Source organism: Phenylobacterium sp., from assembly GCF_046291545.1.
In the GTDB taxonomy this organism is placed as follows: Bacteria; Pseudomonadota; Alphaproteobacteria; order Caulobacterales; family Caulobacteraceae; genus Phenylobacterium.
The window spans coordinates 18,273-30,777 of the sequence record NZ_JBKBSM010000018.1 but is presented as its reverse complement, the minus strand read 5'-3'; the positions used below and the strand labels follow the sequence as shown (position 1 = coordinate 30,777).

The 12,505-nt window shown below is 70.3% G+C and carries 12 protein-coding genes; 3 read left to right on the top strand and 9 right to left on the bottom strand.

Annotated elements, in window-relative coordinates:
* Nucleotides 1-262 precede the first annotated feature (262 nt).
* From ACK4YQ_RS18875 to phnG, 8 genes are read right to left on the bottom strand one after another with little or no spacing between them, the layout of a single operon-like run.
* Entirely contained in the window at nucleotides 263-976 is a 714-nt protein-coding gene (locus ACK4YQ_RS18875) for a DUF1045 domain-containing protein (RefSeq protein ID WP_409613649.1), read from the bottom strand.
* Nucleotides 973-2,121: an alpha-D-ribose 1-methylphosphonate 5-triphosphate diphosphatase gene (locus tag ACK4YQ_RS18870; RefSeq protein WP_409613646.1), complete on the bottom strand. Its 1,149-nt coding sequence runs from the start codon at nucleotides 2,119-2,121 to the stop codon at nucleotides 973-975. Before ACK4YQ_RS18870 ends, ACK4YQ_RS18875 begins: the two co-directional genes overlap by 4 nt.
* Nucleotides 2,122-2,123: 2 nt before the next feature.
* Nucleotides 2,124-2,834 (bottom strand): phosphonate C-P lyase system protein PhnL, encoded by a 711-nt coding sequence (phnL, locus tag ACK4YQ_RS18865; RefSeq protein ID WP_409613643.1) that lies wholly within the window; start codon nucleotides 2,832-2,834, stop codon nucleotides 2,124-2,126.
* A gap of 7 nt (nucleotides 2,835-2,841) precedes the next feature.
* On the bottom strand, nucleotides 2,842-3,639 hold the full coding sequence (gene phnK, locus ACK4YQ_RS18860) for a phosphonate C-P lyase system protein PhnK (RefSeq protein ID WP_409613640.1): 798 nt from the start codon (nucleotides 3,637-3,639) through the stop codon (nucleotides 2,842-2,844).
* The gene (locus ACK4YQ_RS18855; protein WP_409613637.1) at nucleotides 3,639-4,583 is read right to left on the bottom strand and encodes an alpha-D-ribose 1-methylphosphonate 5-phosphate C-P-lyase PhnJ; all 945 of its coding nucleotides are present in this window, start codon (nucleotides 4,581-4,583) and stop codon (nucleotides 3,639-3,641) included. The genes phnK and ACK4YQ_RS18855 overlap by 1 nt, the downstream gene beginning before the upstream one ends.
* Nucleotides 4,580-5,689, bottom strand: a complete 1,110-nt coding sequence (locus ACK4YQ_RS18850; RefSeq protein WP_409613634.1) for a carbon-phosphorus lyase complex subunit PhnI — start codon at nucleotides 5,687-5,689, stop codon at nucleotides 4,580-4,582. Before ACK4YQ_RS18850 ends, ACK4YQ_RS18855 begins: the two co-directional genes overlap by 4 nt.
* Before the next feature lie 2 nt (nucleotides 5,690-5,691).
* Complete coding sequence (phnH, locus tag ACK4YQ_RS18845; RefSeq protein ID WP_409613631.1) at nucleotides 5,692-6,318, bottom strand: phosphonate C-P lyase system protein PhnH; 627 nt, start codon at nucleotides 6,316-6,318, stop codon at nucleotides 5,692-5,694.
* Nucleotides 6,318-6,791, bottom strand: a complete 474-nt coding sequence (gene phnG / locus ACK4YQ_RS18840; RefSeq protein ID WP_409613628.1) for a phosphonate C-P lyase system protein PhnG — start codon at nucleotides 6,789-6,791, stop codon at nucleotides 6,318-6,320. Before phnG ends, phnH begins: the two co-directional genes overlap by 1 nt.
* A 154-nt stretch (nucleotides 6,792-6,945) precedes the next feature.
* On the opposite strand from phnG, the gene phnF reads away from it, so the two are divergent.
* From phnF to ACK4YQ_RS18825, 3 genes are read left to right on the top strand one after another with little or no spacing between them, the layout of a single operon-like run.
* Nucleotides 6,946-7,683 carry a phosphonate metabolism transcriptional regulator PhnF gene (gene phnF / locus ACK4YQ_RS18835; RefSeq protein ID WP_409613625.1) on the top strand — a complete coding sequence of 246 codons (738 nt, stop codon included), beginning with the start codon at nucleotides 6,946-6,948 and terminating at the stop codon, nucleotides 7,681-7,683.
* Nucleotide 7,684: 1 nt separating this feature from the next.
* The gene (locus ACK4YQ_RS18830; RefSeq protein WP_409613622.1) at nucleotides 7,685-8,818 is read left to right on the top strand and encodes an alpha-D-ribose 1-methylphosphonate 5-triphosphate diphosphatase; all 1,134 of its coding nucleotides are present in this window, start codon (nucleotides 7,685-7,687) and stop codon (nucleotides 8,816-8,818) included.
* Nucleotides 8,819-8,825: 7 nt separating this feature from the next.
* On the top strand, nucleotides 8,826-9,602 hold the full coding sequence (locus ACK4YQ_RS18825) for an endonuclease/exonuclease/phosphatase family protein (RefSeq protein ID WP_409613619.1): 777 nt from the start codon (nucleotides 8,826-8,828) through the stop codon (nucleotides 9,600-9,602).
* Nucleotides 9,603-9,732: 130 nt separating this feature from the next.
* Here ACK4YQ_RS18825 and ACK4YQ_RS18820 read toward each other — a convergent pair whose 3' ends face one another.
* On the bottom strand, nucleotides 9,733-12,444 hold the full coding sequence (locus ACK4YQ_RS18820) for a TonB-dependent receptor (protein WP_409613616.1): 2,712 nt from the start codon (nucleotides 12,442-12,444) through the stop codon (nucleotides 9,733-9,735).
* Nucleotides 12,445-12,505 lie beyond the last annotated feature (61 nt).

The following is a 12,505-nucleotide window of genomic DNA, read 5'->3' as shown; positions in this document are numbered from 1 at the left end:
CTCGGCGTCCTCGACGCTGGCGACCAGGGCGACCTTGGCCTTGAGCTCGCGGGAGACTTCCAGCCCCAGCTCGACCAGCTCCTTCAGCGCCCGTTGCTGAAGATCGGCCATGTCGTCTGGGTTGAACATGAACAAAAAGAGAACATCAATCCAGCCCAAAGTCAAGGTTTTTCGACCTTGAAGGGCGGGTCACGCAGGCTTGGGGCGATGGGTCCCGGACAGGCGCTGCGCGCTGTCCGGGACGGCTATGGCGGCAGGCGAGCTAGGGCGCGTCGGCCTCGGCGGGGGCCGCCGTGAAGGCGAAGCGCTCCAGGATATGGAAGGGGGCGGCGCGGTCCGCCTGCTTGAACACCGCGACGCCGTCGAAGCGGTGGTCGCCGGAGACCGGCGCGAAATGCGTCTGAAGGGCGGCCAGGACCCGCTCGGCCACATCCGCATCGCGGATCGCGCCGGTGAGCGTCATGTGGAAGCGAAAGTCCTCGAAGATGTAAGGATAACCCCAGGAGATCAGGCGCGAATCCTGCTCCGGCGTCAGCGGCGCCTTGCGGCGCCTGGCCAGGTCGTAGTCGCTGAGCGGGGCGCGGAACGGGTCGAAGTCACGCACGCAGGCCCCGTGCAGCGCATCCATCTGCGGGGCAGGCGCCTGCAGGCGGAAGGCGAGGAAGCGGCCCAGGGCCGCCGGGGCGACGGCGGCGGTGAACGGGGCCTGGCGCGCGGCGAAGACGCCGGCGAAGTCCAGGAGCTCGGCCTCGGCGACGCCCTCCGCCAGCTCGAAGGGCGCCTTCAGGGTCGCGTGGAAGCCGTAGCCGCGGGGATCGGCGGTCAGGGCGTCCAGGTCCAGCCCCTCCAGGCCGGGCAGGGCCGGCCGCGCGAGAGCTTCACCCGACCAGGCGTCGCGCCCCAGCCAGGCCGAGGCCATGGCCGTGAGCGCGCTGTCCTTCGGCGGCGCGTAGTAGATCGCGTAGCGGGCCGTCATGCCACGCGCGCGCCCTGGCGCCAGACCTCGACCGGGGCCGGCCAGCCGCCCGCGCCGCGGAACACGCGCACCAGGTCGGCGCGCTGGCCGGGGGCGATTTCGCCGCGGTCGACAAGGCCGACGCTGCGGGCGGGATTGGCCGCGACCGTGGCGATGGCGCGCTCGGGCGCCCAGCCCATGTCGTCGATCAGGAGGAAGGCGGAACGGAGTATGGAAAGCGGCACGTAGTCCGAGGCGATGATGTCGAGCACGTCGGCCTCAGCCGCTTCGCGCGCCGACAGATTGCCCGAATGCGAGCCGCCGCGCACGAAGTTAGGGCCGCCCATGGCCACGAGCATCCCGTAGCCCCGCGCCGCCTTGGCCGCCGCCAGGGTGACGGGGAACTCGGCGATGACGCAGCCGTCGTCGTGGGCTTCCTCGACGTGCTCCAGGCTCTCGTCGTCGTGGGCGGCGAGGGGCAGGCCGTATTCCCGGGCGAAGCCGACGACGCTGCGGCGGTTGGAGTAGGCGACGGACGGATCGCGCCCGGCGTGGCGGCGGGCGAGCATCTCCTCGATCTCGTCCTGGGAGCGGCCGGCGGCGACCATGCGCTCGTGAAAGCGCTCGGTGTTGGCGGTCTGGCGCTGGCCCGGGGTGTGGTCCATCACCGACAGGAGCTTCAGACGCGGATTGTCGGCGTGCGGTTCGAGCAGGGCCAGCAGCTCGGGATTGGTCACCTCGCAGCGCAGGTGCAGGAGGTGATCGGCGCGCAGCACCCCGTCGTCCTGGGCCGCGTCCATGGCGGCGATCATCGGCCCCAGGGACTCCTTGCGGTCCAGCCCGTCCTTGCGGCCGTGCAGGCTGAGGCTGTCGAACACGGTGGTGATCCCGGCGGCGGCGCACTGGCCGTCGTGGGCCAGGGCCGCGCCATAGGCGTCCCACAGGGCGCCGGGGCGGGGCTGATAGTGCTTTTCGAAGTTGTCGGTGTGGATGTCGACCAAGCCGGGGATCAGGAGATCGCGGCCCCAGTCCAGCGCCCCGGCCGGGGCGCTTTCCCGCGGCTCGACGGCGTGGATCCGGTCTCCGCGCAGGACGACCTCGCCGCGGACCGCGCCATCGGGGGTGACGATCTGTTCGGAGAAGATGCGGGTCTCTTGCTGGGTCATGGTCAGGCCGCCGCCTTGAACTGGGCCACGGGGAAGAGCCGGGTCGCCACCGCGTCGCGCACGTCCTGGTCGTGGAAGATGCCGATCATGGCCGCGCCCTTGCCGAGGGCCTGCTTGATGAGCTGCACCACGATCGCCCGGTTCTCGGCGTCCAGGGAGGCGGTGGGCTCGTCCAGCAGCAGCACCGGGTACTCGCGGATGAAGCTGCGGGCGATGTTCACCCGCTGCTGCTCGCCCCCGGAGAAGGTGGCGGGAGGCAGGTCCCAGTGGGCTTCCGGCAGGCGCAGGGCCGAGAGCAGGCCGGCCGCACGTTCCCGCGCCTCCTCGACCGGCACGCCGTTCTCCAGGAGCGGCTCCATGACGAGCTGCAGGGTCGGGATGCGGGGGATCACCCGCAGGAACTGGCTGACGTAGCCGAGGGTGCGGCGGCGGACCTCCAGCACCTCGTGCGGGCTGGCCCGGGTGATGTCGACGTACTGGCCGTCGTGCAGCACCTTCACCGAGCCGGAGCTGGGCAGGTAGTTGCCGTAGACCGAACGCATCAGGGTCGACTTGCCGACCCCGCTCTCGCCGGACAGCACCACGCACTCGCCCGGGGACACCTCGAGCCGCAGGCCCTGGAACACCGGGATCACCGCCGACTCGGCGTTGTGCAGCACGAAGGTCTTGGCCAGGTCCTCGACCACGATCAGGGGCTTGGAAGCTTCGGACATGGGGATCTCAGATCTGCAGGACGGAGGAGACGAGAAGCTGGGTGTAGGGATGCTGGGGATCGTCCAGCACCTGGTCGGTGAGGCCGGTCTCGATGACGTGGCCGCTCTTCATGACCATCAGGCGGTCGGCCATCAGCCGGGCCACGGCCATGTCGTGGGTGACGATGATCACCGCCAGGCGCAGGTCGCGGACGAGTTCGCGCAGGAGGTCGAGCAGGCGGGCCTGCACCGAGACGTCCAGCCCGCCGGTGGGCTCGTCCATGAACACCAGCTTGGGCCCGTGGATCAGGTTGCGGGCCACCTGGATGCGCTGCTGCATGCCGCCGGAGAAGTTCTGCGGCCGGTCGTCGATGCGGCGGGTGTCGAGCTCGACGCGCTCCAGCCAGTCGATGGTGGCCTGGCGCATCTTGCCGTAGTGGCGCTGGCCGAGGTTCATCAGCGGCTCGGCCACGTTGGCGCCGCCGGACACGCGCATGCGCAGGCCGTCGCGCGGGTTCTGGTGGACGAAGCCCCAGTCCTCCCGCTGCATCCGCCGGCGGTCGGGCTCGGACAGGCTGTAGATGTCGGTCAGGCCGAAGCGGCTGGTCTCGAACTGGATCGAGCCGGAGGACGGCGTCAGCTTGCCCGAGATGCAGTTGAGCAGGGTCGTCTTGCCCGAGCCGCTCTCGCCGACCACGCCCAGGATCTCGCCCGGGCGCATTTCGAAGGACACGTCGCGGCAGCCCAGGACGTGGCCGTACCACTTGCTAAGGCCGTCCACCTTCAGGAGCGGGGCGGCCTCGATGGTGCGGGACATGGCGTTCATCAGGCCGGCTCCTTCCGGGTCGGGGCGTCCTCGGGCTGCTGTTCGTCGAGGTGGGCCAACTGGTGGCCGGCCATGGGGCCGACGTGGCCGGCGGCGCGGCGCTCGGCGCAATGGTGGCTGTCGGAGCAGACGTACATCTTGGCCCCGTCGTCATCGAGGATGACCTCGTCGAGGTAGGAGTCGTCGGCGCCGCAGAGGGCGCAGCTCTCCTCCCAGGTCTGCACCTCGAAGGGATAGTCCTCGAAGTCCAGGCTGCGCACCCTGGTGTGGGGCGGCACGGCGTAGATGCGCTTCTCGCGCCCGGCGCCGAACAGCATGATGGCTTCGTTGTCGCCCATCTTGGGGTTGTCGAACTTGGGGATCGGCGAGGGCGACATCAGGTAGCGCTCCTCGATCATCACCGGATAGCCGGCGGTGGCCGCGATGCGCCCGTAGCGGGAGACGCTCTCGTAGAGGGAGACGTACTGCAGGCCGTACTCCTCGTAGGCGTGCATCGCCCGGGTCTCGGTCTCGCGCGGCTCCAGGCCCCGCAGGGGCTCGGGCTGGGGCACCTGGAAGACCAGGACCTGGCCGGCCTTGAGCGGCTTTTCCGGGATCCGGTGGCGGGTCTGGATGATCGTCGCCTCGCCGGTGTCCTCGGTGACCTCGACGTCGGCCACCTTGGCGAAGAAGCGGCGGATCGAGACCGCGTTGGTGGTGTCGTCCGCGCCCTGGTCGATGCACTTGTAGACGTCGTCCGGGCCGATGATGGCCGCGGTGAGCTGGATGCCGCCGGTGCCCCAGCCGTAGGGGACCGGCATCTCGCGCGAGCCGAAGGGCACCTGGTAGCCGGGAATGGCCAGGGCCTTGAGGATGGCGCGGCGGATCATCCGCTTCGTCTGCTCGTCCAGATAGGCGTAGTTGTAGTAGCGCTCGGCCTCGTTGGGCCGCGAGGGCGTGGTCATTCTGCGGCTTCCTTCATCGCGGCGCGGCGTTCGAAATGCTCGCGGCGGAGGCGGCGGATGAGCTGCAGGTCCGCCTGGAAATCGACGTAGTGGGGCAGCTTCAGGTGCTGCACGAAGCCGGAGGCCTCCACGTTGTCGGAGTGATAGAGGACGAACTCCTCGTCCTGGACGGGCGCGTCGGCGCGTTCGCCCACCTCGCGGTGGCGCAGGGCGCGGTCGACGATGGCCATGCTCATGGCCTTGCGCTCGCAGTGGCCGAAGGTCAGGCCGTAGCCGCGGGTGTACTGGGGCGCCCGCTCCGCCGAGCCGGAGAAGCCCGACAGCATCTGGCATTCGGTGACCGTTATCTCGCCGACCTCGATCGGGAAGCCGAGCTCCTCGGGGACGAACTCGACGGCGACCTCGCCCAGGCGGATCTCGCCGCAGAGCGGGTGGGTCGAGCCCCAGCCGCGCTGGGAGGAATAGGCCAGGGAGAGCAGGAAGCCCTCGTCGCCGCGGGCCAGGGCCTGGAGGCGCTGGTCGCGCCCGGCCGGGAAGCTCATCGGCTCGCGGGTCAGGTCGAAGGGCTCGGGGGCGTCCTCGATCCGCTCGTCGTGCTCGAGCAGGTCCTCATGGGCGAAGACCGAGCCGATGGTCGGCATCGGCCAGGCCTGGGGCTCCTCGGCCTGGGGGGCCTGCGGCGTCGCCGCGCCGCCCTCGGCCGCCAGGGCGAAGTCGAGCAGGCGGTGGGTGTAGTCGAACGTCGGGCCGAGCACCTGGCCGCCCGGGATGTCCTTGAAGGCGGCCGAGACGCGGCGGCGGACCGCCATCTGCCCCGTCTCGATCGGCGCGGAGGCGCCGAAGCGGGGCAGGGTGGTGCGGTAGGCCCGCAGGAGGAAGACGGCCTCGGGCAGGTCGCCGCGGGCCTGCTTCACCGCCAGGGCGGCGAGGTCGCGGTCGTAGCAGGAGCCTTCGGCCATCACCCGGTCGACGGCGAGGGAGAGCTGCTCGCGCACCTGGGCCACCTCGAGCTCGGCCACGGCCGGGTCGCCCCGGCGCTCCTCGGCGAGCCACTGGTGGGCGTTGGTGATCGCCTTCTCGCCCCCTTTGACGGACACATAAGCCATGGTCAGCCTCCTTGGATTTCGACGCGCACGGAGCGCGGCAGGGCGGTCAGCGACGCGCCCGCCACCAGCAGGACGTCGACGCCGAACTGGAATTGCGCAGTGTTGGTCTCGAACTGGTCCCAGAACCCGTCGGGCAGGCCGGCGGGGGCGACCGTGATCTGATCCTTCACGCCCGGGCCGCGCAGGACGACGGGGCGGCCGCCCTGCAGGGCGGCGACCTGCAGCACCAGGGTGGTGGAGCGGTCCGGATACTTGGCGTCGCCCTGGTTGAAGGCCGAGAGCGGCGGCGCCTTGGCCATGTCCGTCGCGACCGCGAAGGCGGCGTTGGCGGTGTCGGCCGTCAGCGGGCAGCCGCAGTGGAAGCGCAGCCAGGTCGCGGTCTCGCCGCCGGCCAGGGACGGGTCGATCCACACCGGCGTCTCGAAGTCGAACAGGGTGAGGGCCACGGCCGCCGAGGCGACCTCAAGGCCGGCGGGCGGCTCGACCGCGCCGGAGAGGTCGGCGATGGTGCCGGGACGGGCGACCGCCTCCATCACCTTGCGGAACACCGACTGGGAATCCCGCATCGGGTCGGAGAAGGCCGGACGGACCTGGGCGAGGTCCAGGGCGGGGGTGTCGAGGGTCGTCATCAGGCGGGCCCCCGGGTGCGGACCATGGTGAAGAAATCGACGCGGGTGGCCGCGGCCTTGCGGGCGGCGGCGGCGCGGCGCTCGTCCTGGGCCCGGGCCAGGCGGGCGACGACCGCGCCTTCGACCCGCGGGCGCAGGGCCGGGGACTGCATCATCGCGTCGACCGCCGCGGCGATCTCGGCGTGGCGGCGGTCGCGGCCGGCCACGTAGGACACGCCGGTCTCGCCGCTCTCAAGGCGCACGGCGGCGCGGGTGAGGGTCATCTCGCCCAGGTTGAAGGCGTCGCCGCCCCCGCCCATGCGGCCGCGGACCAGCATCAGCCCCAGTTCGGGCGCGCGCAGGGCCACGTAGTCGGGACGCGTCTCGAGCCCGTCCCAGGCCTGGACCACCTCGTCGGCCCGCGCCTTGGCGAGGATCGACATCCAGCGTCGCCGCTCCATCGGCGCCGCCTCGACAACCGGATCGACCGGCATTCTTCACCTCCGACAACTTAGCGAGATGTTGTATTCGTCTGAGATGATTGGTAGTGTAACTCGCTCTCGGCAGCAATAGAGCAAGCATGAAGGTTATATAACGATAGTAAAACTTGTCTAGACGACCGCTCGAAACTTCTAAAGGAGTGTAGAAATGGCGACGAATTCGCCGTTGTGGCGTGAGATCTCGCGGTCGCTGGAGCGCCGCATCGAGGCCAAGGAGCTGTGTCCGGGGGACAAACTACCCACCGAATACGAGCTGTCCCGCCAGTTCATGGTCAACCGCCACACCGTCCGCCGGGCCTTGTCCTATCTGCAGGACAAGGGCGTGGTGGAATCCACTCAGGGACGCGGAAGTTTCGTGCGCCGGCCGACCCGTCCGGCGCGGCTGGTGCGCCGCCCGCGGTTCACCGAGGCGGTGGCCAACAGCGGCCGCGAGCCGAGCACGCGGACACTGAAACTGGACGTGCGGCCCGCCGACCAGAAGGTCGCGGCCGAACTCGGCCTGAAGCCGGGCAAGCCGGTGGTGCACCTGGAGCGGCTGCGGCTGATCGACGGCGAGCCGGTGGGCCTGAGCCAGCACTTCTTCAGCTTCGAGCGGTTCCCGACCTTCGTGGAGATGTACCGCACGCGCGGCACCATCACCCAGACGCTGATCGACAGCGGGGTGCCGGACTACACGCGGCGCAGGATCTACATCTCGGCGCGCCTGCCGAGCGTGCAGGAGGCCGAACTGCTGCACCTGCCGCGGCACGTGCCGCTGCTGATCCGCCGCTACCTCAACGTCGACGGCCTCGGCCGGCCGCTGGAGTACGGCGAGGGGCGGGCGGCCCAGGAGCTGATGCTCGAATTCGCCGACAACGTGGACGAACAGGACATCTCGGGAGCCTAGTGTGGAGCTTGCGTTTCGAAACGCGCGCGTGGTCACGCGCGACGAGGATTTCATCGGCTCGGTCGTCGTCCGCGACGGGCTGATCGCCGCGGTCGACCGCGGGCCGAGCGCCGTGGGCGAGGACCTGGAGGGCGACGTCCTGATGCCGGGGGTGGTGGACATCCACACCGACAACCTGGAGCGCCACTTCTTCCCGCGGCCGAACATCGACTGGAACCCAGTGTCGGCGGCGGTGACGCATGACGCCGGCTGCGTCTCGGTCGGGGTGACGACGATCTACGACTCGCTGAGCGTCGGCTCGTTCAACGGCGCGGTCTCCCGCGGGCAAGACAACCTGACCCGGCTGGCCCAGGGCCTGCTGGCGGCCCGCGACGCCGGCATGCTGAAGGCCCAGCACCACATCCACTGGCGCTGCGAGACGACGGCCGACGAGCTGGAGGCGCGGCTCGCGCCGCTGGCCGACCACCCCATGGCCGCCATGTTCTCGCTGATGGACCACACGCCCGGGCAGAGGCAGTACCGCAACCTGGAGGCCTTTCTCGACAAGTGGCGGGCGGGGGGCATGAGCGAGGAGGCGGTCCAGCAGCGGCTGGCCGACTCGCGCGAGCGCCAGGCGCGCAACGCCGCGGCCAACCGCAAGCTGGTGGCCGAGGTCGCCCACGCCCGCGGCGCCGCCCTGGTCAGCCACGACGACGAGGACGCCGCCCAGATCGACGAGGCCGCGGACCTGGGCGCGACCGTGGCCGAGTTCCCGGTGACGGTGGAGGCGGCCGAGCGGGCCCGCGCCCGGGGGATGATCATCGTCATGGGGGGACCCAACCTGATCCGCGGCGGCTCATATTCGGGCAATGTCCCGGCCGCCGACCTCGCCAACGCCGACCTCCTGGACGCCTTCGCCTCGGACTACGTGCCGCGCAGCCTGATCGAGTGCGCCTTCGCCCTGGCCGCGCCGCCCTTCGACTGGCCCCTGGCCGAGGCGGTGGCGGTGGTGACGGCCACGGCCGCGGCCGCGGCGGGCCTGAGCGACCGCGGCGCGATCGAGCCCGGCCTGCGGGCGGACCTGTTGCGGGTGCGTCCGGTCGAGAGCCTGCCGGTGCTGCGCGGGGTCTGGGCCGGCGGCGCGCGCGTCGGCTGAAGCCCGCGTGCGCGTCGTCACCCTCAACACCTGGAAGAACGAGGGCGAGTACGATCGCCGCCTCGGGCTGATGGGGCAGGGCCTGGCGATGCTGTCGCCCGACGTCGTCTGCCTCCAGGAATGCTTCGCCGCTGAGGGCAGCGACACCGCAGAGCATCTGGGGCGAATGACGCGGATGCAGGTGCTGGCCCGGCCCGCCCGCGCCAAGCTGAGGCGGCACGGGCAGGCGGAGGTCGCCTGCACCTCGGGCCTGGCGAGCCTGACGCGCCGCCCGGCCGCCGCGGAGGCGGCCTGCGCCCTGACCAGCCATCCGGCCGACGGCGAGCGCATCGCCCAGCGCCTGGACGTGGCGGGGGAGGGCGGGGCGCTGCGCATCGTGAACCTGCATCTGACGCACCTGCGCGGCCCCGAGGCCGCCGAGCTTCGCGGCCGTCAGCTCGGCGAGGCCCTGGACTGGGCGCGCCGGGACTGGTCCGGCGCGATCCTGGCGGTCGGCGACTTCAACGCGCCGCTGGAGGCCGAGGAGCTGGCTCAGGCGCTTCGGCAATGCGAGCCGCCCGACCGCCCCGAAGCCGACCATCCCCGCCGCGCGACCCTGCTGGGCCCGTCCGTCGGACAGGCGCCGGCTTTCGCACGCACCATCGACCACGCCTTGCTGTTCGCTCCCAAGCGGAGCTGGCGGGTGCGCCGCCGCTTCCTGGCGCTGGACCGACCCGACGCCCAGGGATGGTTCCCCAGCGACCACGCCGCCGTGGTCGTCGACCTGGAGCCGGCGTACGGCTGAGGCCGCCGGCGCGCGCCTCAAGAACAGCATCGCCTGAAAAAGGATCGGCGCCCCCGCCGGTGAGACAGGGGCGCCGAGGGTTCCAGCCGCGGGCCGCGAGAGGGGGTGCGGCCCGCCGACCGGCAGGGGATCAGAAGGTGGCGCGCACGCCGAAGAGGAACTTGCGGCCGAAGTTCTCGACCTCGTAGGGCCGGTTCTCCGAGCCCTGGTAGCGGACGCCCGTCTCGTCGGTGAGGTTGTTGGCGTCCATGAACAGCGAGAGGTATTCGTTGACCTGGTAGCGGGCCGAGAAATCCACTCGCTGCTGCTCGGCCCAGTAGAGGTTCTGGTTGGCGCTGCTGCCGCTGGGGAAGACCTCGTCCAGCCAGGGCGTGCGGTGCTGCCAGCTGAGCCGCGCCGAGAGCCGGTACTTCTCGTAGAACAGGGTGACGTTGGTGATCCGGTCGGAGGTGCCGGGGAATTCCACCGACTCGCCCTCGGGCGTGTCGAACTCGCCCTTGGTGAAGGCCAGGCTGCCCTGGATGCCGAAGCCCGAGAGCGGGCCGGGCAGGAAGGTCCAGGGCTGGTTGTAGACGAACTCCAGGCCGGTGAGGTGGCCGTCGCCGCCGTTCGCCACGGAGCTGAAGGTGTAGGTGCTGCGGTCGACCCCGTCGAAGTTGTAGCTGGTGTCGCCCACGATCGAGGTGGAGTCGAACAGCACGTCCTTGACCTCGCGGTGGTAGGCGCTGACCGCCAGCAGGGACGAGGGGGCGAAGTACCACTCGGCCGACAGGTCGAGACCGTAGGCGGATTCAGGGACGAGTTCGGGGTTGCCGCCGGAGACGGTCTGGCTCGTGTCGTTCACCGAGACCGTGGCGCGCATGTCGGCGAGGCTGGGCCGCGCCTGGCCGGAGATGAGGGCGGCGCGCAGCTTCAGCGTGTCGGAGTAGTCGAAATTGTAGTGGAGGCTCGGGAACACCTTGGTGTCCTCGCTCGACAGGCTGATCGGCGTGCGGGTCGAGCCGCGGGTGGCGAACCCGGTGGTGTCGATCTGGGTGTGCTCGACGCGCAGGCCGGCGGTCAGGGTGCTGCGCCCCCAGGCCCAGCGGTTCATCGCATAGGCGGCGGCGACCTTTTCCTCGACCGTGTTCACCGACCGCGGATCCGCGGCGAAGACGGCGTAGTTGGCGCCGTTGGCGTTGGCGGCCTTGGCCGCGGTCATGATCTGCTGGAGCTGGTAGTCCAGCGCCGGGTTGTGGATGTAGTTGACCGTGAAGCCGAGCGGCCACGGGTCGATCCAGGGATTGCCGGTGATGAAGGCTTCGGGCGTCCACGGCAGGCCGAGCTGGGCGGCCGCCGTGGCCAGGTTGAGGCCGCTGGCGTTGCCGGAGACGACCGTCCCGTCCGGACGGACCAGGGCGGTCGAATAGTTGTCCTGCTTGCGGCTGTCGTACTGGAAGCCGGCGCTGAACTTGGAGTCGGCGCCGAAGCTCGTCCATTCGCGGGAGACGTCGAACTTGGCGGTCTTGGCCTCGGTCTCGAAGGTCGAGGTGAACTCGGTCGCGTACTGCAGCGGGAAGGCGGTGGTGGACTGGTCGAGCGCCGTGCGGCGCTCGCCGCGCACCAGCACGCCGTTCACATTGACGGTGTCGTAGAGGGTGGCGAACGGGATGCCCTCGGAGATCGCGTTGACCACCAGGTGCATGGACGGCAGCAGCGCGGCGTTGGCCAGGGTCGGGGCGTTCAGCGCCGTGGAGGTGCTCATCCCCGTTTCCGGGGTGTAGGTGTTGAATTCGGTGGTCGTGTAGGCCACGTGCCAGTCGACGTTCCAGCCGCTCCAGTCATGTTCGCCGTGCAGATCGGTGAACGAGACGCCGTTGGAGTACTTGCCGTACTCGAAGGTCGCGTCCATCGGCACGCCCACGAGGTCGGCGGTCTCGAAGTTGCGCGTGCCGGACCAGGCGCGGTTGTACTGGAAGCGGTACTGGTTGCGTTCCTCGTAGTCGTCGAACTGGGTGTTCAGATGGCTGAGGGTGAACTTGTTGTTGTCGTCCGGCTGATATTCGACCTTGCCCGAATAGGACAGGGTCTGGCGGGTGATGATGTACTTGGCGATGCGAAGCTGGGTGACGCCGACGTCGTCGAACCGCGGCTCGGCGTTGTTGGTGTGCTGCCGGAATTCGTAGTGCGAGCCGATCAGGCTCACGCCCCACGTGCCGTCGGACCAGGACAGCCGGCCAGAGTACTGCTTCACCGGGCCGTCGCCCATGTCGACGTAGCCGCCGCCGGCGTCGAAGTTGCCATGGAAGCCCGGCTGGCTCAGCGGCGAAAAGGTGGCGATGTTGACGCGCCCGGCGAGGGACTCGGCGGGCATGTTGGGCAGCAGAGTCTTGTTCAGGATCACTTCGCTGATCTGCGCGGCCGGCACCGAGTCAAAGCGGAAGATCCGGTCCTCGGCGCCCAGCACGTTGATCCCGTCCAGGGCCACGGTGGTCCAGCGGGTGGGCGCGCCGCGGATCTGGATGTACCGCTCCTGGCCCTGGTCGCGCTGGACGCCGACGCCCGGCAGGCGGGCCAGGGCCCCGGCGGCGGTGGCGTCCGGGAAGCGGCCGATCGTGTCGGCGGCGATGACGTTGACGACGTTGTCCGACGCCTTCTGGATCTCCAGAGACTTCTCAAGGCTCTCGCGGATCGGCGAGGCGGTGACCACCAGTTCGCTGACGGAGGCTTCCGCGGCCTCCTCGGCGCTGGCGGCGCCGGCCGCGATCACGCAGATCGGCAGCGCAGCGGCGAACGCGAACAGCCGAAGCTTTGCGCGGCGGCCGGCGGAAGCAGTGGTGGCAAGCTCTTGTGACGACGTCATCCCTGTCCCCTTCACGGATGCGATGGACTGGGACGGCGCAATAGCGAGGCGAAGTGTCAGC

Coding starts and splice junctions, on each gene's coding strand:
- phnF (WP_409613625.1), top strand. CDS start 6,946: ATGGCGACGAATTCGCCGTTGTGGCGTGAGATCTCGCGGTCGCTGGAG.
- ACK4YQ_RS18820 (WP_409613616.1), bottom strand. CDS start 12,444: ATGACGTCGTCACAAGAGCTTGCCACCACTGCTTCCGCCGGCCGCCGC.
- phnH (WP_409613631.1), bottom strand. CDS start 6,318: ATGACGACCCTCGACACCCCCGCCCTGGACCTCGCCCAGGTCCGTCCG.
- ACK4YQ_RS18870 (WP_409613646.1), bottom strand. CDS start 2,121: ATGACCCAGCAAGAGACCCGCATCTTCTCCGAACAGATCGTCACCCCC.
- phnK (WP_409613640.1), bottom strand. CDS start 3,639: ATGAACGCCATGTCCCGCACCATCGAGGCCGCCCCGCTCCTGAAGGTG.
- ACK4YQ_RS18855 (WP_409613637.1), bottom strand. CDS start 4,583: ATGACCACGCCCTCGCGGCCCAACGAGGCCGAGCGCTACTACAACTAC.
- ACK4YQ_RS18850 (WP_409613634.1), bottom strand. CDS start 5,689: ATGGCTTATGTGTCCGTCAAAGGGGGCGAGAAGGCGATCACCAACGCC.
- phnL (WP_409613643.1), bottom strand. CDS start 2,834: ATGTCCGAAGCTTCCAAGCCCCTGATCGTGGTCGAGGACCTGGCCAAG.
- phnG (WP_409613628.1), bottom strand. CDS start 6,791: ATGCCGGTCGATCCGGTTGTCGAGGCGGCGCCGATGGAGCGGCGACGC.
- ACK4YQ_RS18875 (WP_409613649.1), bottom strand. CDS start 976: ATGACGGCCCGCTACGCGATCTACTACGCGCCGCCGAAGGACAGCGCG.